The 20,753-nt window shown below is 69.0% G+C and carries 22 protein-coding genes and 1 tRNA gene; 11 read left to right on the top strand and 12 right to left on the bottom strand.

Going from position 1 to position 20,753, the window contains the following annotated elements; translation table 11 throughout:
- Positions 1 to 68 precede the first annotated feature (68 nt).
- The gene (gene tig, locus FBR43_RS04440; RefSeq protein WP_136942031.1) at positions 69 to 1,712 is read right to left on the bottom strand and encodes a trigger factor; all 1,644 of its coding nucleotides are present in this window, start codon (positions 1,710 to 1,712) and stop codon (positions 69 to 71) included.
- 71 nt (positions 1,713 to 1,783) lie between these two features.
- Positions 1,784 to 1,868: transfer RNA gene (locus FBR43_RS04435), tRNA-Leu, on the bottom strand.
- A 112-nt stretch (positions 1,869 to 1,980) separates the two neighbouring features.
- Between FBR43_RS04435 and FBR43_RS04430 the strand changes: the two genes are divergently transcribed.
- Both FBR43_RS04430 and FBR43_RS04425 read left to right on the top strand, forming a co-directional pair.
- Positions 1,981 to 2,214, top strand: a complete 234-nt coding sequence (locus FBR43_RS04430) for a hypothetical protein (protein WP_136942030.1) — start codon at positions 1,981 to 1,983, stop codon at positions 2,212 to 2,214.
- A gap of 21 nt (positions 2,215 to 2,235) precedes the next feature.
- A complete protein-coding gene (locus FBR43_RS04425) occupies positions 2,236 to 2,451 on the top strand; it encodes a hypothetical protein (protein ID WP_136942029.1) in 216 nt (71 codons plus the stop codon).
- A 21-nt stretch (positions 2,452 to 2,472) separates the two neighbouring features.
- On the opposite strand, the gene FBR43_RS04420 is transcribed toward FBR43_RS04425, so the two are convergent.
- The 6 genes from FBR43_RS04420 to gatC are packed head-to-tail and all read right to left on the bottom strand — an operon-like array spanning position 2,473 to position 7,113.
- The gene (locus tag FBR43_RS04420) at positions 2,473 to 3,099 is read right to left on the bottom strand and encodes a peptidylprolyl isomerase (RefSeq protein ID WP_136942028.1); all 627 of its coding nucleotides are present in this window, start codon (positions 3,097 to 3,099) and stop codon (positions 2,473 to 2,475) included.
- Positions 3,099 to 4,586, bottom strand: coding sequence for an Asp-tRNA(Asn)/Glu-tRNA(Gln) amidotransferase subunit GatB (gene gatB / locus FBR43_RS04415; protein WP_136942027.1), 1,488 nt, complete (start codon positions 4,584 to 4,586; stop codon positions 3,099 to 3,101). Before gatB ends, FBR43_RS04420 begins: the two co-directional genes overlap by 1 nt.
- Positions 4,583 to 4,993, bottom strand: a complete 411-nt coding sequence (locus tag FBR43_RS04410) for a type II toxin-antitoxin system VapC family toxin (RefSeq protein WP_136942026.1) — start codon at positions 4,991 to 4,993, stop codon at positions 4,583 to 4,585. The genes gatB and FBR43_RS04410 overlap by 4 nt, the downstream gene beginning before the upstream one ends.
- A complete protein-coding gene (locus FBR43_RS04405) occupies positions 4,990 to 5,292 on the bottom strand; it encodes an AbrB/MazE/SpoVT family DNA-binding domain-containing protein (RefSeq protein WP_136942025.1) in 303 nt (100 codons plus the stop codon). Before FBR43_RS04405 ends, FBR43_RS04410 begins: the two co-directional genes overlap by 4 nt.
- A 49-nt stretch (positions 5,293 to 5,341) precedes the next feature.
- Positions 5,342 to 6,826, bottom strand: a complete 1,485-nt coding sequence (gene gatA / locus FBR43_RS04400; protein ID WP_136942024.1) for an Asp-tRNA(Asn)/Glu-tRNA(Gln) amidotransferase subunit GatA — start codon at positions 6,824 to 6,826, stop codon at positions 5,342 to 5,344.
- Positions 6,826 to 7,113 (bottom strand): Asp-tRNA(Asn)/Glu-tRNA(Gln) amidotransferase subunit GatC, encoded by a 288-nt coding sequence (gene gatC / locus FBR43_RS04395; protein WP_136942023.1) that lies wholly within the window; start codon positions 7,111 to 7,113, stop codon positions 6,826 to 6,828. The genes gatA and gatC overlap by 1 nt, the downstream gene beginning before the upstream one ends.
- A gap of 142 nt (positions 7,114 to 7,255) precedes the next feature.
- Between gatC and FBR43_RS04390 the strand changes: the two genes are divergently transcribed.
- The 6 genes from FBR43_RS04390 to FBR43_RS04365 all read left to right on the top strand — a co-directional run bounded on the left by FBR43_RS04390 (position 7,256) and on the right by FBR43_RS04365 (position 12,962).
- The gene (locus tag FBR43_RS04390) at positions 7,256 to 8,359 is read left to right on the top strand and encodes a DUF3089 domain-containing protein (RefSeq protein ID WP_136942022.1); all 1,104 of its coding nucleotides are present in this window, start codon (positions 7,256 to 7,258) and stop codon (positions 8,357 to 8,359) included.
- On the top strand, positions 8,356 to 8,814 hold the full coding sequence (ruvX, locus tag FBR43_RS04385; protein ID WP_136942021.1) for a Holliday junction resolvase RuvX: 459 nt from the start codon (positions 8,356 to 8,358) through the stop codon (positions 8,812 to 8,814). Before FBR43_RS04390 ends, ruvX begins: the two co-directional genes overlap by 4 nt.
- 91 nt (positions 8,815 to 8,905) lie before the next feature.
- Complete coding sequence (locus FBR43_RS04380; protein ID WP_136942020.1) at positions 8,906 to 9,184, top strand: hypothetical protein; 279 nt, start codon at positions 8,906 to 8,908, stop codon at positions 9,182 to 9,184.
- On the top strand, positions 9,181 to 10,707 hold the full coding sequence (locus FBR43_RS04375; protein WP_169542488.1) for a methyl-accepting chemotaxis protein: 1,527 nt from the start codon (positions 9,181 to 9,183) through the stop codon (positions 10,705 to 10,707). The genes FBR43_RS04380 and FBR43_RS04375 overlap by 4 nt, the downstream gene beginning before the upstream one ends.
- A 48-nt stretch (positions 10,708 to 10,755) precedes the next feature.
- Positions 10,756 to 11,745 (top strand): aspartate carbamoyltransferase catalytic subunit, encoded by a 990-nt coding sequence (locus FBR43_RS04370; RefSeq protein WP_136942019.1) that lies wholly within the window; start codon positions 10,756 to 10,758, stop codon positions 11,743 to 11,745.
- Complete coding sequence (locus FBR43_RS04365; protein ID WP_136942018.1) at positions 11,736 to 12,962, top strand: dihydroorotase; 1,227 nt, start codon at positions 11,736 to 11,738, stop codon at positions 12,960 to 12,962. The genes FBR43_RS04370 and FBR43_RS04365 overlap by 10 nt, the downstream gene beginning before the upstream one ends.
- 149 nt (positions 12,963 to 13,111) lie before the next feature.
- On the opposite strand, the gene FBR43_RS04360 is transcribed toward FBR43_RS04365, so the two are convergent.
- From FBR43_RS04360 to FBR43_RS04350, 3 genes are read right to left on the bottom strand one after another with little or no spacing between them, the layout of a single operon-like run.
- On the bottom strand, positions 13,112 to 14,398 hold the full coding sequence (locus FBR43_RS04360; protein WP_136942017.1) for an SPOR domain-containing protein: 1,287 nt from the start codon (positions 14,396 to 14,398) through the stop codon (positions 13,112 to 13,114).
- Positions 14,399 to 14,417: 19 nt separating this feature from the next.
- Positions 14,418 to 14,981 carry a hypothetical protein gene (locus FBR43_RS04355; protein WP_136942016.1) on the bottom strand — a complete coding sequence of 188 codons (564 nt, stop codon included), beginning with the start codon at positions 14,979 to 14,981 and terminating at the stop codon, positions 14,418 to 14,420.
- 11 nt (positions 14,982 to 14,992) lie between these two features.
- A complete protein-coding gene (locus FBR43_RS04350) occupies positions 14,993 to 15,700 on the bottom strand; it encodes a ParA family protein (RefSeq protein ID WP_136942015.1) in 708 nt (235 codons plus the stop codon).
- A gap of 159 nt (positions 15,701 to 15,859) precedes the next feature.
- Between FBR43_RS04350 and FBR43_RS04345 the strand changes: the two genes are divergently transcribed.
- Entirely contained in the window at positions 15,860 to 16,921 is a 1,062-nt protein-coding gene (locus FBR43_RS04345) for an SPOR domain-containing protein (RefSeq protein WP_136942014.1), read from the top strand.
- Here the strand turns inward: FBR43_RS04345 and serB are convergent.
- On the bottom strand, positions 16,911 to 17,792 hold the full coding sequence (serB, locus tag FBR43_RS04340; protein WP_136942013.1) for a phosphoserine phosphatase SerB: 882 nt from the start codon (positions 17,790 to 17,792) through the stop codon (positions 16,911 to 16,913). The two genes, FBR43_RS04345 and serB, sit on opposite strands and share 11 nt — an antisense overlap.
- Positions 17,793 to 17,873: 81 nt before the next feature.
- On the opposite strand from serB, the gene miaA reads away from it, so the two are divergent.
- Both miaA and FBR43_RS04330 read left to right on the top strand, forming a co-directional pair.
- On the top strand, positions 17,874 to 18,779 hold the full coding sequence (gene miaA, locus FBR43_RS04335) for a tRNA (adenosine(37)-N6)-dimethylallyltransferase MiaA (protein ID WP_136942012.1): 906 nt from the start codon (positions 17,874 to 17,876) through the stop codon (positions 18,777 to 18,779).
- A gap of 95 nt (positions 18,780 to 18,874) precedes the next feature.
- Positions 18,875 to 20,641, top strand: a complete 1,767-nt coding sequence (locus FBR43_RS04330; RefSeq protein WP_136942011.1) for an acetolactate synthase 3 large subunit — start codon at positions 18,875 to 18,877, stop codon at positions 20,639 to 20,641.
- Positions 20,642 to 20,753: the final 112 nt, after the last annotated feature.

Below are 20,753 nucleotides of genomic sequence, written 5' to 3'. Positions count from 1 at the left end.
CCCCGTCCTTCCTATCAGGAAAGAGCGGCCCTTCGACAAGCTCAGGGCGAACGGGGATCGAGTAGCCCTTACTCGGCCTCGGCCTTCTTCTTGGCCGGTGCCTTCTTCTTCGGCGCAGGCTCGGCCGCGTCGTCGGCGGCTTCGGCCTTCTTCTTCGGCGCGGCCTTCTTCTTCACCGGCTCGGCTTCGGCCGCGGGCGCTTCCTCGGCGGGTGCGGCGAGTGCCTTCTTGGTGGCGGCCTTCTTCTTCGGCGCTTCGGCCTCGGCGGGGGCATTGGGCTCGGCAGGCTCGACGTCCTTGGCGGTCACCTTCTTCGCCTTTGCCTTTTTGGGCGCATGGTCATGGTCATGGTCGCAATCGGGGCCATGGACATGCGGCACGTTGCCATCCTCGGCCTCGATCGCGGCTTCGAGCTCCTCGCGCGTCACTTCGCGCTCGGCGACCTCTGCCTTGTCGAACAGGAAATCGACGACCTTGTCCTCGTAGAGCGGCGCGCGCAGCTGGGCCGCGGCCATCGGCTCCTGCTGGACATACTGGATGAAGCGCTCGCGATCGGCCTCGCGATATTGCTGGGCGGCCTGCATCACCAGGCGGCTCATCTCGGCCTGCGTCACCTCGATGCCGTTGGCCTGGCCGATCTCGGAGAGCAGCAGCCCCAGGCGCACGCGGCGCTCGGCGATCTTGCGATAGTCGTCGCGCTCGTTCTCGAGCTCGGCCATCGCGGCGGCGGGATCTTCCTCGCGCGCGGCCTCCTGCTCGAGCTGCGCCCAGATCTGGTTGAACTCGGCCTCGACCATCGACGGCGGCACGGGGAAGTCGTGGCCCTCGGCGAGCTGGTCGAGCAGCTTGCGCTTCATGTGCGTGCGCGTCATCTGGCCGGTCTCGTTCTCGAGCTGGCTGCGGATCATGCCCTGCAGCTGCTCGAGGCTTTCGAGGCCGAGCGACTTGGCGAAATCATCGTCGATCGCCTGATCGCCCGAGACGCGCACTGCCTTGATCGTGAGGTCGAAGGTCGCCGGCTTGCCTGCCAGCGTGTCGACGCCGTAATCCTCGGGGAAGGTCACCTCGATCTGCTTCTCGTCGCCCGCCTTCACCCCGACCAGCTGGTCCTCGAAGCCGGGGATGAGGCGGCCGGTGCCGATCTCGACCGACATGTCCTCGCCGGTGCCGCCATCGAACGCGACGCCATCGACCTTGCCGACGAAATCCATGACGACGAGGTCGCCGGTGGCGGCGGTATGGCCTTCGGGCGCGTCGTCGAACTTCTTCTGCTGGCCGGCGATCATGCGCAGTTGCTCGTCGACGCGATCGTCGGCGACGGGGACGATCAGCCGCTCGAGCTTAAGCCCGTCGATCGACGGGGCGGGCACGTCGGGCAGCACTTCGAGCTCGACCTTGACGGCGGCGTCCTTGCCCGGCGCATAATCATCGAGCGCGACCGAGGGCTGCATCGCGGGACGCAGCTTCTGCTCGGCGATCAGCGCCTGGATGCCTTCCTGGATCGAGGTGTTGAGCGCGTCCTGCGCCAGCGCCTCGCCATGCATCTTGCGCACGAGATTGGCGGGCACCTTGCCGGGGCGGAAGCCGGGCATGCGGATCTGCGGGGCGACGCGCTTGACCTCGGCATCGACCCGGCGCTCGATATCGGCAGCGGGGATGGTGAGCGTGTAGGCGCGCTTCAGGCCCTCGTTCAACGTCTCGACTGTCTGCATTCTAAGGCTCGCGCTTTCTTCGAAAAAAGGAATCGGTGCGGCGGCAATCCCGCCTCGGGCAAGGGCGGGACTGGTGCGGGCGAAGGGACTCGAACCCCCACATCTTGCGATACTGGAACCTAAATCCAGCGCGTCTACCAGTTCCGCCACGCCCGCCCGAAAGGACCGCCGGTCAGCGCGGCTCTATAGCAGCGATGCGCCGCTGGGCAAGGGCACGCAACCGGCCCGCGTACCGTTCGTTCACCCCACAACGATCAGGAGTTTGCCCATGCCCGTCGAGCCGCCCATCCCGCAGGAACAGCCCAAGCCCTCCGAGCCGGGCCAGCCGACGCCGGCGCCCAACGAGGCGCCGCCGCATCCCGGCCAGCCCGCGCAGCCCGACGGCCCCGGCCAGCCCGACGCGCCGCCGCCCGAAATCTCGCCACCCGCCCCCGACATCGACGTGCCCGCGCCCAACCCCGGCGGCGATCCCGGCGTGGCGCCGGGCCAGCCGGTGATGTGAACGAGACGAGGAATCGAGGAAATGAGCGATACCGGACGCGATCCGCACCCCGACAGCATGCCGGGCGACAATCATGACGGCCGCAGCGACATCGAGCAGGCGGTAAGCGGCACCAACCGCGACATCACAAACGTGACCGAAGCCGACGGCGAGACGCCGCTCGAACCGACCGGCGTAGCCGATGGCGTGGGCGGCACCGGCGGGGTGACGCGCAATCAGGACGACAACGCGCAGTAGCGCGCGCGCCGCGCCGGCGGGTCAGTTCGCCAGCCGGCGCGCGCGGATGATCTTCACCGGCGCGGCAGGCATCTGGCCCTTGAACGCGCCCTGCGTGGTCTTGGCGGGATCGGGCGGCGTGTCGAGGATGCGCAACAGCACGTCGCGCCCCTCGACCACGCGGCCGAAAGCGGCATAGCCGAGCTTGTCGTCGGGCACGAAACCGGCATCCATGCCGCGGCTGTTGTCGCCTACCATGATGGTGAACTCGCCACGCGCGCTGCCCGGCTCGAAGCGCGCGACCGACAGTACGCCATCGGTGTGGCTCAGCCCCGTCTGGCTCGTGGGCTCGTGCTTCACCGGCGGGAGCATCTTCTTGACGTCATCGAGCGGGCCGAACTGAACGAAGCCGAACTCGGGCTGCACCTTGACCACGCGATAGAAGACAACGCCGTCGAGTAGCTTCTTGTCGACATAAGCGAGGAAATTGCCGGCGGTGACGGGGGCGCGCACGGTATCGGCCTCCACCGTCATGCTGCCCGCGCTCGTCTCGATCAGCACGCGCGGCAGTGGTGGTGCTGCGGGTGCCGGGGGCGCGTCCTGCGCCAGCGCGGGCATCGCGACAATTGCGGCGAGCGCAGCAGCGGCGCGCAGGAAGGCCCTGCGCATCAGCCGAGCGCCTTCTTGAGCAGATCGTTGACGACGCCGGGATTGGCCTTGCCCCCCATCGCCTTCATCGTCTGACCGACGAAGAAGCCGAACAATTTGTCCTTGCCGCCGCGATATTCGGCGACCTTGTCGGCATTGGCGGCCATCACCTTGGCGATCTCGGCCTCGATCGCGCCGGTATCGCTCGTCTGCTTGAGCCCGCGCTCCTCGACGATCGCGGCGGCGCCCTGCCCCGTCTCGAGCATGATCTCGAACACCTGCTTGCCGAGCGTGTTCGATATGGTGCCGTCGGCAACCAGCGCGAGCAGCTCGGCGGCCTGTTCCGGGCTCACCGGGCTGTGCTCGATATCCTTGCCGATGCGATTGAGCGCGCCGAACAGGTCCGAAATTAGCCAGTTGGCCGCCGCCTTTGCCGTCACCTGCGAACCCGTCGCGGCGAGCAGCGCCTCGAACCAGCGCGCCGTCTCGGCCTCGGCGGTAAGCACCGCGGCATTGTAGGGCGACAGGCCGAGCTCGCTTACATAGCGCCGGCGCTTGGCATCGGGCAGCTCGGGCAGGCTGGCGCGGCACTCGTCGAGAAACGCATCGTTGAGCTCGAGCGGCAGCAGATCGGGATCGGGGAAATAGCGATAGTCGTGCGCGTCCTCCTTCGAGCGCATCGATCGCGTGACGCCCTTGTCGGGATCGAACAGCCGCGTCTCCTGCACGATCGCGCCGCCCTGCTCAAGCACATCGACCTGGCGGCGCGCCTCGAACTCGATCGCCGCCATCACGAAGCGCACCGAATTGACGTTCTTGGTCTCGGTGCGCGTGCCGAGCGGATCGCCGGGCTTGCGCACACTGACATTGACGTCGGCGCGCATCGAGCCTTCTTCCATATTGCCGTCGCACGAGCCGACATAGCGCAGGATCGTTCTGAGCTTGCGGACATAAGCCCCTGCTTCGGCAGGCGAACGCATGTCTGGCCGGCTGACGATTTCCATCAGCGCAACGCCCGAGCGATTGAGATCGACATAACTGCGCGTGGGATGCTGATCGTGCATCAGCTTGCCGGCGTCCTGCTCGACATGGATGCGCTCGATGCCGATCGTCTTGGTCGCGGCATCGGGATCCTTCTCGTCGAGCGCGATCTCGAGCCGCCCCTCGCCCACCAGTGGATGATAGAGCTGGCTGATCTGGTAACCCTGCGGAAGATCGGCGTAGAAGTAGTTCTTGCGATCGAAGCGCGACCATTTGTTGATCGCCGCATCGATCGCCATGCCGGTGCGCACCGCCTGGCGGATGCATTCGCGGTTGGGCACGGGCAGCATCCCCGGCATCGCCGCATCGACGAGGCTGACCTGCGTGTTGGGCTCGGCTCCGAACGCGGTGGACGCGCCCGAGAACAGCTTGGCCTTCGAGGTGACCTGCGCATGGACTTCGAGGCCGATCACGACCTCCCAGTCGCCGGTGGCGCCGTGGATGCGATAGGTAGCAGCGTCGGTCATGGATGCGTCTCGGGGGTGATGAGGGTAAGGTCGGGGAAATAGGAGGCGAGGCGCTGGTCGCGCGTCATCAGTCTGGCGCCAAGCGTCTCGGCATGTGCGGCGATAAGGAAATCGGGTAACAAGGTCGAGCGCGAACCGCCGCGCCGGCGATACTCGCGAAACGCCGTCGCCGCGCGCGGGGCAGCATCGTCGGTCAACGCCACGACTTCGATTTCCAGCCGAGCGAGATCGGTCAGGATATCCGAGCCGGCATTCGTGCCCGCGGCAACCTCCGCCACGACGATGAGGTTGCAGACGAGCGGCTCTACATCGATGCTGCTTTCGAAGACGGCACTGGCCCAGACGCTCCATCGCGTATCGTCGGTTGCCAGCAGGTCGATCGCGGCATTGCTGTCGAGGAAGATCACGGCAGCGGTTCGTCACCGCGCAGGTCGAGCATGATCTCGTCGGTCGAACGCCCCGTCGTGTATCGGCCACGGGCTTCGCGAAGAGCCTCCATCAACCGCGCCACGCGCTCGACGCGATCCTCGCCCGCCGACGCCGGTTCGGGCAGGACGACCGCCTGCCCGGCCGCGTTGATCCCGACCGATACCGGCTTGCCGGGAACGAGGCCGATGGCGTCGCGCACGTCCTTCGGAATCAGCACCTGGCCCTTGCTCGTCATATTGGTGACGGTGCGTGCGCGAATTTCGGTGATTGCGTTCATGCCGGAGCTCCAGTGTTACCAAGGTAACACCATGCAAACCGGCCGGCAATCACCACCATTTGTCCGCGCGCGCGGTGAAGCCGGCGCGTTCCTCGATCGCGAGACCGGCGTTGAGCACGCCTTGTTCGTCGAACATGTTGCCGATGATCTGCAATCCCAGCGGCAGGCCTTGCGCGTTGAGCCCGGCGGGGACCGACATGGCGGGCAGGCCGGCGAGGCTGGCGGGAACGGCGAACACGTCGTTCAGGTACATCGCCAGCGGATCGTCGGACTTCTCGCCGAGGCCGAACGCCGCCGAGGGTGCGGTGGGCGCGAGGATCAGGTCGCACGCAGCGAACGCCTGTTCGAAATCGCGGGCGATGAGCGCGCGGACCTTCTGCGCCTGCGTGTAATAGGCGTCGTAATAGCCCGCCGAGAGCACATAGGTGCCGATGAGGATGCGGCGCTTCACTTCGTCGCCGAAGCCGGCGGCGCGTGTCGCGGCATACATGTCCTGCAGGCCGGCGCCCTCCGGCAGCTCGCGCTGGCCGAAGCGCACGCCGTCATAGCGCGCGAGGTTCGACGAGGCTTCGGCAGGCGCGATGATGTAATAGGCGGGGAGCGCGTATTTCGTGTGCGGCAGCGTGATGTCGACGATGTCGGCCCCGGCATCGCGCAGCCAGGCGATGCCCTGGTCCCAGCTTGCGACGATCTCGGCATTGATGCCGTCGATGCGATATTCCCTGGGAATACCTACGCGCTTGCCCCTGAGATCGCTCGATAATCCGGCTTCCCATTGCGGCACCGGAAGGTCGAGCGAGGTCGAGTCCTTCGCGTCGAAGCCCGCCATCGCCTCGAGCATGATCGCGCAATCGCGCACGTCGCGCGCCATCGGGCCGGCCTGATCGAGCGACGATGCGAACGCGACGATGCCCCAGCGCGAGCAGCGACCATAGGTGGGCTTGATGCCGGCGATGCCGGTGAAGGCGGCGGGCTGGCGGATCGAGCCGCCGGTGTCGGTGCCCGTGGCCGCCGGACACAGCCGCGCGGCGATCGCCGCCGACGAGCCGCCCGACGAGCCGCCGGGCGCGAGCGCGGCATTGCCGCCATCGTTGCGGCGCCACGGCGAAATCACGTTGCCGAAATAGCTCGTCTCGTTCGAGGAGCCCATGGCGAACTGATCGAGGTTGAGCTTGCCAAGCATGCCCGCCCCCGCTGCCCAGAGCTTTCCGCTGACGGTCGATTCGTAGGTGGGCACGAAGCCTTCAAGCATGTGGCTCGCGGCAGTGGTCTGCACGCCCTCGGTAGCGAACAGATCCTTCATGCCGATCGGCACGCCCGCGAGCGGCGCGAGCGTATGGCCTGCCGCGCGTGCGGCATCGGCGGCGTCAGCGGCGGCGAGCGCGAGCTCGGGCGTCTCGACGATGAAGGCGTTGAGCGCCCTGGCGCTGGCGACGGCGGCGTTGAACGCCTCGGCGACTTCGCGCGCCGAGAAATCGCCGGCGCGAAAGCCGTCGCGGATGGCAGCGACGCCGAGATCGGTGAGCGCGGCCATTATTCGATCACCTTTGGAACGGCGAAGAAGCCATGTTCGGCCTGCGGAGCGTTGGCGAGCACGCGATCGCGCACGTCGCCGTCGGTCACGGCATCGTCGCGCAGGCGCAGCGTGTTGGGGATGACGGCGGTCATCGGCTCGACGCCCGCGACGTCGACCTCGCCCAGTTGCTCGACCCAGCCGAGGATGTTGTTGAGCTCGGGCACCAGCCGCGCGGCATCGTCATCGCTGATCGCGATGCGCGCGAGGCTCGCCACCTTCTTCACGGTTGCGGTATCTACGGACATGGGAAGCGCGGCTAGCACCCGCCGTGCGCCGCTTCAAGCGCCCTGCCCCGGGACTTGCGATTGCGCGCGGCGCATCCATGTCGCACTGCTGGCGAATTGCCGCGCGCAATCCCATGTTGCAGTGCACAAACAGGAGTCGGGATTGGCCCGCAAGTTCCTCTATCTGGTAGCTGTCCTCATCGTGCTCGCCATCGCCGCCGCCTTTGCCTATCGCCTGTGGGGGATGGAAATCCTGCGCCGCACGATGGTGCCGAGCGCCGCGTTCGAGGCGATGCCGCCGGCCGAAACTTCGGCCTATGCCGACCCTGCCATGTGGCTGGCACGGCCCGACAAGCCCGCCAATCCGGCACTGTGGACGCCGCCGGGCTTCGAAGCCGCCGACGCTGCGCAGGCAGCGGTGTTCTTCGTCCATCCGACCTCGTATCTCGATCGCGCGCAGTGGAACGCGCCGCTCGAAAATGCCGAGGCCAATGGGCGTGCGGAAATCTTCCTGCGCGGGCAGGCCAGCGCGTTCAACGAGGTTGGACAGGTCTGGGCGCCGCGCTACCGGCAGGCGACGTTCGGCGCGTTCCTGACAAGCGAGGAGAACGCACGGCGCGCGCTGGCGCTCGCCTATGCCGACGTGCTTGCCGCATTCGACCGCTTCGTGGCCGAAGTCGGCGAGGATCGCCCGATCATCCTTGCCGGGCACAGCCAGGGCGCGCTGCACCTGACGCATCTGCTCAAGGACCGGATCGCGGGCCGGCCGATCGCGGCGCGTATCGTCGCGGCCTATGCCATCGGCTGGCCGGTATCGCGCACTGCCGATCTGCCCGAGCTGGGGCTGCCCGAATGCCGCCGCGCCGACGAGGCCGGCTGCATCCTTTCGTGGCAGAGCTTCGCCGAGCCGGCCGATCCCTCGCTGATCTTCGACACCTTCGATGCGACGACGGGCTTCAACGACACGCCGCGCGCGGCCACGCCGCTGGTCTGCACCAACCCGATCACGGGCAATGCCGGCGATGCCGCCCCCGCCGAGGCCAATCTGGGCGCGCTGTTCCCGTCCGAAGACCTGTCGAGCGCCACGCTGGAAACGGGCCGGGTGCCGGCGCGCTGCGACGGGCGCGGCATCCTGTTGATCGGCGCGCCGATCGACATGGGTAACTATGTACTGCCCGGCAACAACTATCATGTGTTCGACTACAGCCTGTTCTGGGCGAATGTGCGCGCCGATGCGGCCCGGCGCATGGCAGCCTTCGCGCAGTGATTTCCACCGACGCGCGCGACTTTGCCGCCATGCTGCCACAGGGCGGCCGGCTGCTGGGGCTCGATGTCGGCACCAAGACGATCGGCACCGCGCTGTGCGACGCCGGCTGGAGCTTCGCCAGCCCGGCCGAGCTGATCCGGCGCACTAAGTTCCAGAAGGACAAGGCGGCGCTTTCGGCGCTGATCGCCACGCAGGTGGTGCGCGGGCTGGTGATCGGCCTGCCGCTCAACCTCGACGGAAGCGATTCGCCGCGGACGCAATCGACGCGCGCCTTTGCCCGCAATCTCGACGATCTGGCGCTGCCGATCCTGCTGTGGGACGAGCGCTGGTCGACGCTGGCGGTCGAGCGGACGCTGATCGAGCAGGACTTCAGCCGCGCACGCCGCGCGCTCGAGGTCGATCGCATGGCGGCAGCATGGATTCTCCAGGGCGCGATCGACGCGATGGTGGCGTAATGCGCATAATCGTACCGTTTTCGAGGTTTACCGCGCGCTAACCACCGCCTGGTACGCAGATTGGGTGCAAATCCGATCGTTCCTTTCGCCGATGCTGATCTGGCAGCTGGCGCTTGCCCTGCTGGTGTTCACTTGGCTCGCGCTCAGCCCGCCGGCGATGGGGCGCATCCTCGTCATCCCGCTCGACGGCGCCGCCGCGCGCGCGCTGCTGCCCGAAGCGGTCGGCGCGGGTGCGCGGCCGATCGTGCGGGGTCCGATCGAGGGATCGCTGGTGGTCGAAGGCCGGCATGCGGCGATGGCGAACGCCTTTGCTGGGCACAGGATGATGATGCTCGCGGCACCGCGCATCGCGTGCGGGGACGCAGCATGAACGAACTCGAAAGCTTCCGACGCCGCGGCTTCGACCTGCTGCTGATCGCGGCATGGGTGTGTGTCGCCGCAGAACTGCTGATCGGCGCCGCGCTGGGGACGCCGCACATGCTGATGGTGCTGGTACTGGGCACGATCGCCAACGCCGCGCCGACGCTGGCGAAGCTGCGCGACAAGCGCGACGCCAATGCACGCCTCGCGATGGGGACGCTGGCGGCGATTCATCCGGCGATCGGCGTCTATCTCTATCTCGGCCATCCGTGGCAGCTTGACGCGCACATGTATTTCTTCGTCGCGCTCGCGGCACTAACGGTGCTGTGCGACTGGCGACCGATCCTGCTGGCGGCGGTGCTGACCGCCATCCACCATCTGGCACTCGCGCTGCTGGCACCCGAATGGGTCTATGGCACCGGCAGTGGATCGGTGGGGCGCACGCTGATCCACGCGATCGCGGTGGTGCTGCAATTCGCGATCCTCGCCTATCTGGTCACGCGGCTGCGCTCGATGATGCACCGGATCGAGGCGAGCAACGAACGCAGCGCGCAGCTTGCCGACGATGCCGACCAGCGCCGCCACGAAGTCGAGCAGGCGCTCGCCGCGACGCAGGCCGCCGAAGCCCGCGCCGCCGACGAGCGCCGCCGGCGCGAGGCGATGGCGGTCGAGGCCGCCGAGACGCGGCGTAGCGAGATGCTTGCACTTGCCGGCGCCTTCCATGCCTCGATCGACGCGACGGTCGAGGGCGTGGGCAAGGCCGCCGACGAGCTCGAAGGCGCCGCACGCGCTCTCCTCGACCTCGCGCGCCGCGCGAGCCGCGAAACCACCGAAAGCGCGCGCACCGCGGCGCATTCGTCCGAAAATGCCGACACGCTGGCATCGCGCATCGCCGAACTTTCGCAGTCGATCGGCGCGATCGCCGCCAGTGTCGACCGGCAGGCGCGGCTGAGCGGATCGGCGCGCGGCACTTCGGCCGATGGTCGCGCGGCGGTGCAGGCGCTGACCGAGCGGACGACGGGCATCTCGCAATTCGCCGAATCGGTGCAGGCGATCGCGGCGCGGACGAACCTGCTGGCACTCAACGCCTCGATCGAGGCGGCGCGCGCGGGCGAAGTGGGGCGCGGCTTCGCGGTGGTGGCCAACGAGGTGAAGCAGCTCGCCGGTCAGGCATCGGGTGCCACGGGCGAGATTCGCACGCTGGCCGGATCGGTGCACAGCGAGGCGGGCGTCGCGCAATCCTCGATCGCGGGGATTGCGGGTCTGGTGAGCGAGCTGGCCGAGGCGGCCGAGACGATCCGCGCGGCGATCGACATGCAGCGCGCGACGGCGGCGGCGCTCGAGGAGACCGCGCTCGATACCGCTGCGGGTGCGACGCAGATGGCCGACCAGATCGGCCATGTCGTGATGGTCGCGCACGATACCGAGGCGCTGTCCGATCAGGTGCTCGCCGCCGCTTCGGGCCTCAACGGCACCGCACGCAGCTTGCGCGAGGCTGCGCGGCGCTTCACCGCCCAGCTCGAAGCCGCGTAGCGACACACGCTTGCACGATGATGGGGCGCGGCGTACCGCACGGCCCCGATGGACCGATCGGATCACCGCCCCGCCGCGATGCTGCCCGGCAGCGCCGTGTTCCCGCACCGCCACCTGACGGGCATATCGGGCCTGCAACCGCACGAGATCGCCTTCCTGCTCGACGAGGCCGAGCAGTGGATCGACGCCAATCGCAGCCGCGCCAAATCTGACCGGCGGCTCGACGGCGTGACGCAGATCAACGCATTCTTCGAGAATTCGACGCGCACGCTCTTGTCGTTCGAGATCGCCGGCAAGCGACTGGGCGCCGATGTGGTGAACATGAGCGTCGGCCAGTCGAGCGTGAAGAAGGGCGAGACGCTGATCGACACTGCTGTCACGCTCAACGCGATGCGCGCCGACGTGATCGTCATCCGCCATGCCAGTTCGGGCGCGGTGCAGCTGATCGCCGACAAAGTCGACTGCCCCGTACTCAATGCCGGCGACGGCAGCCATGAGCACCCGACACAGGCGCTGCTCGACGCGCTGACGATCCGCCGCCGGCTGGGCGGCATCGCGGGGCGGCGCGTGGTGATCTGCGGCGACATCCTGCACAGCCGCGTGGCGCGATCGAACATCCTGGCGCTGACGGCGCTCGCCGCCGAGGTGCGCGTGGTCGCGCCGTCGACGCTGATGCCGGCGGCGATCGAGCGGATGGGCGTCGAGCCCTTCACCGATTTCGATGCCGCGCTCGAGGGTGCAGAGGCAGTGATGATGCTGCGCTTGCAGAACGAGCGCATGTCGGGCGCGTTCATCCCGTCGACGCGCGAATATCACCGCCGCTACGGGCTGACGCCCGAGCGGCTGGCGCGCGCGCACCCTAAGGCCATCGTGATGCATCCGGGGCCGATGAACCGCGGCGTCGAGATCGCGTCGTCGGTCGCCGATCTCGCCGGGCGCTCGGTCATCAACGAACAGGTCGAGATGGGGGTGGCGGTGCGCATGGCTTGCCTCGACGTGCTGACGCGGCGTGCGCGCGGCGTGGAGGGATGGGCATGATCCGGCTCGACAATGCGCGCATCGTGCTGCCCGATTGCGTGCGTGATGGCTCGCTGCTGGTCGCGGGCGACCGTATCGTGGCGGTCGGCACCGTCGAGGCCGGGGGCGACGCGCAGGTGATCGACTGCGGCGGCAGGCTGCTGGCGCCGGCGATCGTCGATCTGGGCGCGTTCGCCGTCGATCGCGCGGCGGGCATCGCGGGCGGCATCGTGCGCGTGGGGCTGATGCCCGATGCCGCGCCGGTGCTCGACGATCCGGGCATTGTCCAGCGCGCCGCCGCATCGGGCAAGCCCGACCTGTGGGTCCACCCGATCGCCGCCGCGACGCAGGCGCTGGCGGGTGATAAGCTCGCCGAACTGGGCATCCTCGCCGAAGCCGGCGCGCGCGCGGTGGCGACGGGGCGCACGCGCATCGCCGATGCGGGCGCGATGCGCCGCGTGCTCGCCTATGCGCGCGACTGCGGCCTCACGGTGATCGCGCATGCCGAGGACGAGGGGCTGGCGCGCGGCGCGGTGGCGACGGCGGGCGAGACCGCGACGCGGCTGGGGCTGCCCGCCGCCCCCGCGATCGCCGAGGCGCTGGCGGTGGCGCGCGATCTGATGCTCGCCGAGGAGACGGGCGCCGCCATCCATTTCCGCCAGCTCTCCACGGCGGCGGCGTTCGACCTCGTGCGTGCCGCCAAGGCGCGCGGCGTGGCGGTGACGTGCGGGATCACGCCGGCGCATCTGCTGCTGTCGGACATCGCGATGACCGATTTCCGCACCTTCGCGCATCTCTCGCCCCCGCTGCGCGACGAGGCCGACCGGCAGGCGGCGCGGGCTGCTTTGGCCGACGGGACGATCGATGTCCTGTGCTCGGGCCATGACCCGCGCGGACCGGAGGCCAAGCGCCTGCCCTTCGCCGATGCCGAGCCGGGCATGTCGGGCGCCGAGACGCTGCTGGCGCTTAGCCTTGGCGTCGCGCGTGATCTGGGGCTTGGCTACGAGCGGGTGTTCGCGCTGCTGGCGGGCGCACCCGCCGATGTGCTGCGCATCGATGCCGGGCGGATCGCGCCGGGGATGCCCGCCGACCTCATCCTCGTCGATCCGCAAGCGCCGTGGCAGATCGTGGGCGACCGGATGGCGGCGCGTGCCGGCAACACGCCGTTCGACGGGCTACCCATCGAAGGGCGCGTGCTGCGCGTGATGAAGGGCGGAGTTTTCGTCGGCGGCCGCTAGAACCGAGTGACCTTACATCGAGCCGTTCGTGTCGAGCGAAGTCGAGACACATTGCGGGGCGCAGCTACAATATCGACGCCGGATACGCTGGCCTGGTTCGCCCATGTGTCTCGACTTCGCTCGACACGAACGGCTTTGGTTCGTTGCCGTCAGCGCGCGGCGTAGCGTTCGCCCTGTGCCCAGCTTGCGAGCTTGTCGCCCGCCTGCGTGCGCACGAAGCAGCGATTGCCCGAGGCGCGGACGCTGCGGCAGACGGCATCGGCATCGGCGCGCGCGAAGCCGCCGACCGAGAGGCGATAGAAATCGCGGCCGCCTGCCGATACGCCGACGCCGTGCGGCGCCTGGCCCTTGAGCACGGCGACGCGGCGCGAGAGCCGGCCCCAGGCATCGCGCGCGACGCCGGCATTGTCATAGGCGCCGAGCTGGACGTGATACTGCCCCTTGGCGAAGCTGCGCGGTGCCGCCGGCGCGGCAGCAGGCTTGTGGGCGGGTGCATCGACGCGCGCGGTGCGGACGGGCGCCTCGACCGCGATGGGGATCGGCTGGACGATCTCGCGCCGGGCGGCGAACACGATGCCGCCGGCCGTAATCGGCGATGCCGCGGCGGGTGCCGGCGCGATATCGGCAGCGGCGATGCTGGCGGTCGCGGTGGTCGCGGGCTGCGATACCGCGGCCATCACTTCGGCCGGCGGGTTGAGCGCGAGGCGGACGGGCTGGCCGAGATCCTCGGCAGGCGTGACGCCGAGCAGGCTCGCGACCTGATCGGCCGCGCCGCCGGGGCGTGCGAACTTCGCCCATTCGAGAATGCGCGCATCGACATCGGCGGGCGACAGATCGATCGCGGCGATCGTCTTGGCCTCGGGCCAGCGGCCCGCGAGCGCGAGCGCGAGCGCGAGATTCTGGCGGACCTTGGCATCGGCCGAAGGATCGCGCGCGACCTCGCCCAGAATATTGACGCCGCCCATCGGATCACCCGCGAGCGCGAGCGCGAGGCCGCGATCGGCGGGGGCGATGTGCGCGGCATGGCTCGAAAGCGTCTCGCGTGCGGTCTGCCAGTCGCCGATGGCGATCTGCGCGAGCGCGAGGTTGAGCGCGGCGCGGCCGTTCGACGGATCGAGCGTCAGCGCGTCGTCGAGCGCCTGCGCGGCCGACATGAAGCGCCCTGCCGAGAGATAGGCGCTGCCGAGCAGCGCTCGGTGGCTCGCCTCGTCGGCGTCGAACGCCACGGCGTTCTCGGCGGCGGCGATCGCGGCGGCGGCATCGCGTTTGGCGAGCGCCTTTTCGGCCTGTTTGGCCGAGCGTGCGGCTTCGCGCGTTGCTGCGGCCTCGTCGCTGGCGCCGGCGACTGCCGCGCCCATCACGCCGATGCCACCGATCGCGGTGCCGCCCAGCAGTAACGCGCCGATCGTCAGGCTCAATTTGGTCCGGGTGTTCATGGTTCTTCCCCCCACGAGATCAGCGTTTGGTGCCCGCATCGAGCTGGCGCGCCAGCGCCTCGGCCTCGGGCACGGTGTTCAGGAACGCGTCGAGCGCCTCGGTGACGAGCTGCTGCGCCGAGCGGTTGCGCACCGCCGAGGCAAGGCGCAGGCGAAGGTGGCGATCAGCATCGAGCCGCAGCGTGAACGCGGCCTTGTCCTTCTTGGTCTTGGCCTTGGCCTCGCGGCCCAAGCGGGCGAGCGTGTTGTTCGAGATGGCGCGCGTCTCTGCCGGAGCGGCCGGCGCGGCGACGGGCTCGGGCGCGGGCGGCGCTTTGGGCTCGGGCGCCGGCTCGGGCGTGAGTTCGAGGGCCAGCGCCTCGCGCTGGCGCACCACCGGCGGCACGGGTGCCGCGACGGGCGGCGCTACCTGCGGATCGAGCGGGGCGACGGCGCCGCCCATGTCGTTCCAGCCGAGATCCTCGAGCGGCGAGTTGACGCCGACGAACCCCTGCGGGCGCATCGCCGGGCGCGCCTGGCCCTTGCGGGCGAGCAGCCCCGACGAGAGCGATGCCAGCGGCTTGGAATTGGAATTGCCGAACATGCGGGCGCTCCTCAGCTCACGACCCGGCGGCCGAAGCCGGCGGCGGGACGGGTGGCAAAGGCGCTGGCGGCGGGCGCCGAGAACACCGTGCGGCGAAAATTCTTCTCGAGCCGGTCGGAGATGTAGCTCCACAAGGCCGTGACCTCACCCGCCGAGCGACCCTTGGGATCGACTTCCATCACCGTGCGCCCGTCGATCATTGAGGCGGCGAAATCGGTGCGGTGGTGGATCGTGACGGGTGCCACGGTGCCGTGCTGCGAGAGCGCGACGGCGGCTTCGCTGGTGATACGTGCCTTGGGCGTCGCGGCGTTCACCACGAAGATCAGCGGCTTGCCCGCGCGATCGCACAGATCGACGGTGGCGCCCACCGCGCGCAGATCGTGCGGGCTGGGGCGCGTGGGAATGACGATGAGCTCGGCCACCGCGATCACGCTCTGGATCGCCATGGTGATCGCGGGCGGCGTGTCGAGCACCGCGAGGCGAAAACCCTGCTGGCGCAGCACCTCGAGATCGGCGGCGAGCCGCGATACCGTGGTCTGGGCGAAGGCGGGATATTCGGCGTCGCGCTCGTTCCACCAGTCGGCGAGCGAGCCCTGCGGATCGATGTCGATGAGCACCACCGGCCCCGCGCCGGCGCGCTGCGCCTGCACGGCCAGATGCCCCGACAGCGTGGTCTTGCCCGATCCGCCCTTTTGCGATGCCATCGCGAGTACGCGCATGTCGTCCCCTGAAATCCCGCTTCCTCAGCCTGGGGTATCGGCGACAAGCGATAAGAAGGCGTTAACGGCCGCGCGTGCGGGCCATTATGGTTTATGAAAGCTTTGCCAATCATGGTCGCGCGGCGTTATCCATTCGACCGAACGACCGGGGTGAAAGCCATGAAGACTCTGCTGATCGCAACCGCCGCGCTGATGATCGTATCGGCCGCGCCGATGCAGGCCGGCGACGTGAAGGCCGGCGACGTGAAGGCCGGCGTCGATGCCTGGGCGAAGGGCGACTACAAGGCCGCCGTCGACAAGTGGCGCGGCCCCGCCGTGGCCGGCGACGCCGATGCGCAGTTCAATCTGGGCCAGGCCTACAAGCTGGGCCGCGGCGTGCCGACCGATCTGGCAATGGCCGAGGAATGGTATCGCAAGGCCGCGACCAACGGCCACCGCCAGGCCGCCGACAATTACGGGCTGGCGCTGTTCCAGAACGGCAAGCGCGACCAGGCGGTCGAGTGGCTCGAGAAATCATCGGCACGCGGCGAGCCGCGCGCGCAGTTTGTGCTGGGCACGATGCTGTTCAACGGCGACGTCGTGAAGAAGGACTGGGTGCGCGCCTATGCGCTGATGGTACGCGCCAACGCCGCCGGCCTGCCACAGGCGGCGCAGACGCTGGCACAGATGGACAAATATGTCGGCGTGCAGGAACGCCAGCAGGGCCTGACGCTGGCGCGCCGGCTGGAGACCGAAGCGGGCCGACCGCAGCTCGCCGCCGCCGATGCGCCGACCGCAACGCCCGCCGCCGCTCCCTCGCGCGGCACGATCGCGCGGACCGAATTGCCGCCCTCGCGCGTGGCCGAAGTCCCCGCACCACCGCCCGCCACCACGCCGGCACCGGTCGCCGCTGCGCCGACGCGCACGGCGACGACCGTTGCGGCGCCTGCCCCCGCTCCGGCTCCCGCGCGTACCGCCGCCCCGGTCGCTGCCCCCGCTCCTGCCCGCACCGATGGCGGCTGGCGCGTGCAACTTGGCGCGTTCCGGGCCGACGACGGCGCGCAGACGCTGTGGCGGCGCGTGTCGGGCAATGCCGGGCTGGCGGGCACCAGCCCCGAATATGTCAAGGCGGGCGCGGTGACGCGGCTGCTCGCGGGTCCGTTCGCCAGCAATGCCGAGGCGGGGCGTGCCTGCGCGGCCTTGAAGCGCGCGGGCCAGGCGTGCCTGCCCGTCAGGAAGTGACCCACTCGGAGCGCGGGATTCCCTGCGCATAGAGCAGCGCGGTGAGATCGCCCTGCTCGATGCGCGCATCGGCTTCGGCGGCGACGACAGGCTTGGCGCGATAGGCGATGCCCAGCCCTGCCGCACGCAGCATCGGCAGGTCGTTGGCGCCGTCTCCCACCGCCATCGCCTGATCGAGCGTGAGGTCGCGCTCGGCGCAGGCAGCGCGCAGCGTCGCCTCCTTGGTCGCCGAATCGACGATGGGCTTCGCGACGGCGCCGGTCAGTGCGCCGCCTTCGATCAGCAGGCGGTTGGCGATGACGCGATCGAAGCCGATCGCCTTGCCCACCGCATCGGCGAAGCGCGTGAAGCCGCCCGATACCAATATTGTCATCGCGCCGTGCGCGCGCATCGTCTGCACCAGCGTGCGCGCACCCGGCGTGAGCGTCACGCGTTCGGCAAGGCAGCGCTCGATCGCATCCTCGCCCAGCCCTGCAAGCAACGCCACGCGCGCATCGAGCGCGGCGGCGAAATCGAGTTCGCCGCGCATCGCGGCTTCGGTGACGGCGGCGATCTGCGGCTTGAGGCCGGCATAATCGGCGAGCTCGTCGATGCATTCCTGCGCGATCATCGTCGAATCCATGTCGGCGATGAGCAGCCGCTTGCGGCGATGCGCGGCGGGCTGGACCACGATGTCGATGCCGGCGAACGCATCCTCGATCGCGGTGCGCGCGGCGGTGGCGTCGTGGAGGAACGCGATATCGGCGGCTTGCCCTTCGTCGATCCATGCCGGCGCCTCGGGCGCGCAGCCCGCCTCGTTTAGCAACGTGCGGGCGCGTGCGAGATCGGCTGCGTCGAGGCGATCCGATGCTATCAGTGTGGTGATGAACATTGCGAATCCCGTCCCGACCTCTGCCCCGTTCGCCTTGAGCCTGGCTTCGACAGGCCAAGCACGAACGGGGGAGGATATGCTGTGAAGCCCAGGGTCGCGCTCATCGCAGGGCCTACGGCAAGCGGCAAGTCCGCGCTCGCGATGGCGCTGGCCGAGCGGCATGGCGGCGTCGTCGTCAATGCCGATTCGGCGCAGGTCTATCGCGACCTGCGCGTGTTGAGCGCGCGGCCCTCGCCGGACGAGGAAGCATGCTTGCCACACCGACTGTTCGGGCATGTCGACGGCGCCGACGCCTATTCGGCCGCGCGCTGGGCGCATGAAGCGCGCGACGCGATCGACGCGGTGCATGCGGCGGGGCGGTTGCCGATCCTTGTCGGCGGCACCGGCCTCTATATGCGCACGCTGCTCGACGGGATCGCGCCGGTGCCCGAGATCGATCCGGCGATCCGCGCCGCCGTGCGCGCGCTGCCGGTGGCGGATGCGCACGCCGCGCTGCTGCGCGAGGATGCGGGGGCGGCGGCGCGGTTGCGCGCGACCGACACGACGCGCGTCGCGCGCGCGCTCGAAGTCGTTCGCTCGACGGGGCGGCCGCTCGGCGACTGGCAGGCCGCGCGTGTCGGGGGCATCGGCGACCAAATCGAACTGCGGGCGCTGGTGCTGCTGCCGCCGCGCGAATGGCTGTTCGATCGCTGCGACCGGCGGCTCGCGACGATGTTCGACGACGGCGCGATCGAGGAAGTGCGTGCGCTGATGCGGCGCGATGACGTGGCGGCCGATGCACCGGTGCGGCGCGCGATCGGCGTGGCCGAGATCGCCGCGATGCTGGGGGGCGAGATTGATCGGGAAACTTCCTTAGCGCGCGCGCGGCTGGCGACGCGGCATTATGCCAAGCGGCAATATACCTGGTTCCGCAACCAGCCGCCGCGCGAGCGGATACGCACCGCCGAGACAGAAACAAACGAACTTGTCGCCAATTTCGCCATTTAGTTACATTCGGGTGGGTTGACGCGCAGTTTTCATGCCGGTAGCAGCGCCGCTCGCGCAATGCTATTGCACTGCAACGAGAATGAGGAGCAGCCATCGTGTCCGAGAAGAGTGGAGCCGATATCCTGGTCGAGGCGCTGGTCGATCTCGGCGTGGAAGTCGTGTTCGGCTATCCCGGCGGCGCGGTGCTGCCGATCTATGACGCGCTGTTCCAGCAGAATCGCGATCCCGGCCGCGGCCGTCCGATCCGGCACATCCTGGTGCGTCACGAACAGGCCGCGACGCACGCCGCCGAAGGCTATGCGCGCTCGACGGGCAAGCCCGGCGTGGTGCTCGTCACTTCGGGTCCGGGGGCAACCAATGCCGTCACCGGCATCACCGATGCGCTGATGGACTCGATCCCGATGGTGGTCATCACCGGGCAGGTGCCGACGGCGCTGATCGGCACCGATGCTTTTCAGGAAGCCGACACGATCGGCATCACGCGCCACTGCACCAAGCATAACTATCTGGTGAAAGACCCCGCGAAGCTCGGCGACGTGATCCACGAGGCGTTCCACATCGCCACATCGGGCCGGCCGGGGCCAGTGGTGATCGACATTCCCAAGGACGTGCAGGTCGCGACCGCGCGCTACGCCAAGCCCGGCCCGATCCAGCACAAGACCTATCGCCCCGCGCTGAAGGCTGATCGCGCCGCGGTGGAAGCGGCGGTCGAGATGCTGGCGGCGGCCGAGCGGCCGGTGCTCTACACCGGCGGCGGCGTCATCAATGCCGGGCCGGGTGCGTCGCAACTGCTGCGCGAGCTGGCGCGCGTCACCGGCGCACCCGTCACATCGACGCTGATGGGGTTGGGCGCGCTGCCGGCGTCCAGCCCGCAATGGCTGGGGATGCTGGGGATGCACGGCACCTATGAAGCCAATATGGCGATGAACCGTGCCGACCTGATCGTGTCGGTAGGCGCGCGCTTCGACGATCGGGTGACGGGGCGGCTCGATGCGTTCAGTCCCGGCAGCCGCAAGATCCACATCGATATCGATCGGTCGAGCGTGAACAAGAATGTGCGCGTCGACCTGGCCGTGATCGGCGACGCCGGGCATGTGCTCGAGGACATGCTCAAGCTGTGGAAAGGGCGGCAGACGCCCAAGCCCGACCTTTCCGAATGGTGGCGGCGCATCGACGGCTGGCGCGCGGCCAAGTGCCTCGACTTCGCCGACAGCGCGACCGAGATCATGCCGCAGCGCGCGATCCGCGCACTGTACGAAGCGACGAAGCACCGCGCGCCGATCGTCTCGACCGAAGTCGGCCAGCACCAGATGTGGGCGGCACAGCATTTCGGGTTCGAGGCGCCGAACAAGTGGCTCACGTCGGGCGGTCTGGGCACGATGGGCTATGGCCTGCCCGCCGCGATCGGCGCGCAGCTCGGCAATCCGGGGGCGCTGTGCATCGACATCGCCGGCGAGGCATCGATCCAGATGAACATCCAGGAGCTGGCGACGGCGACGCAATATCGCCTGCCGGTGAAGGTGTTCATCCTCAACAACGAATATATGGGGATGGTGCGCCAGTGGCAGGAGCTCACCTATTCAAGCCGCTATGCCGAGAGCTATTCGGACGCGCTGCCCGATTTCGTGAAGCTGGCCGAGGCCTATGGCTGGAAGGGCATCCGCATCGAGACGCCGGGCGAACTCGACGACGGCATCGCGGCGATGCTGGCGCATGACGGGCCGGTGCTGGTCGACTGCATGGTGGCGAAACTCGCCAACTGCTTCCCGATGATCCCGAGCGGTGCCGCGCATACCGAGATGATTTTGCAGGCCAACGAAGTGTCGGGCACGATGGACGACGAGGCCAGGGCGCTGGTTTGAGACAATCGCTCCCCTCCCTGCAAGGGAGGGGTCGGGGGTGGGTCGGTGGCGGGGGCACCGGTTCGTTTCCCAAAGACCCACCCCCTACCCCCTCCCTTTCAGGGAGGGGAGG

This window comes from Sphingomonas baiyangensis (assembly GCF_005144715.1).
In the GTDB taxonomy this organism is placed as follows: Bacteria; Pseudomonadota; Alphaproteobacteria; order Sphingomonadales; family Sphingomonadaceae; genus Sphingomonas; species Sphingomonas baiyangensis.
The sequence above is the reverse complement of the archived record's forward strand: the minus strand, read 5'-3'. Positions and strand labels throughout refer to the sequence as shown.

Bases quoted from the DNA above. Each gene is read 5' to 3' on its own strand.
- tig (WP_136942031.1), bottom strand. From the start codon at position 1,712: ATGCAGACAGTCGAGACGTTGAACGAGGGCCTGAAGCGCGCCTACACG.
- FBR43_RS04430 (WP_136942030.1), top strand. From the start codon at position 1,981: ATGCCCGTCGAGCCGCCCATCCCGCAGGAACAGCCCAAGCCCTCCGAG.
- FBR43_RS04425 (WP_136942029.1), top strand. From the start codon at position 2,236: ATGAGCGATACCGGACGCGATCCGCACCCCGACAGCATGCCGGGCGAC.
- FBR43_RS04420 (WP_136942028.1), bottom strand. From the start codon at position 3,099: ATGCGCAGGGCCTTCCTGCGCGCCGCTGCTGCGCTCGCCGCAATTGTC.
- gatB (WP_136942027.1), bottom strand. From the start codon at position 4,586: ATGACCGACGCTGCTACCTATCGCATCCACGGCGCCACCGGCGACTGG.
- FBR43_RS04405 (WP_136942025.1), bottom strand. From the start codon at position 5,292: ATGAACGCAATCACCGAAATTCGCGCACGCACCGTCACCAATATGACG.
- gatA (WP_136942024.1), bottom strand. From the start codon at position 6,826: ATGGCCGCGCTCACCGATCTCGGCGTCGCTGCCATCCGCGACGGCTTT.
- gatC (WP_136942023.1), bottom strand. From the start codon at position 7,113: ATGTCCGTAGATACCGCAACCGTGAAGAAGGTGGCGAGCCTCGCGCGC.
- FBR43_RS04380 (WP_136942020.1), top strand. From the start codon at position 8,906: ATGCTGATCTGGCAGCTGGCGCTTGCCCTGCTGGTGTTCACTTGGCTC.
- FBR43_RS04375 (WP_169542488.1), top strand. From the start codon at position 9,181: ATGAACGAACTCGAAAGCTTCCGACGCCGCGGCTTCGACCTGCTGCTG.
- FBR43_RS04370 (WP_136942019.1), top strand. From the start codon at position 10,756: ATGGACCGATCGGATCACCGCCCCGCCGCGATGCTGCCCGGCAGCGCC.
- FBR43_RS04365 (WP_136942018.1), top strand. From the start codon at position 11,736: ATGGGCATGATCCGGCTCGACAATGCGCGCATCGTGCTGCCCGATTGC.
- FBR43_RS04360 (WP_136942017.1), bottom strand. From the start codon at position 14,398: ATGAACACCCGGACCAAATTGAGCCTGACGATCGGCGCGTTACTGCTG.
- FBR43_RS04355 (WP_136942016.1), bottom strand. From the start codon at position 14,981: ATGTTCGGCAATTCCAATTCCAAGCCGCTGGCATCGCTCTCGTCGGGG.
- FBR43_RS04350 (WP_136942015.1), bottom strand. From the start codon at position 15,700: ATGCGCGTACTCGCGATGGCATCGCAAAAGGGCGGATCGGGCAAGACC.
- FBR43_RS04345 (WP_136942014.1), top strand. From the start codon at position 15,860: ATGAAGACTCTGCTGATCGCAACCGCCGCGCTGATGATCGTATCGGCC.
- serB (WP_136942013.1), bottom strand. From the start codon at position 17,792: ATGTTCATCACCACACTGATAGCATCGGATCGCCTCGACGCAGCCGAT.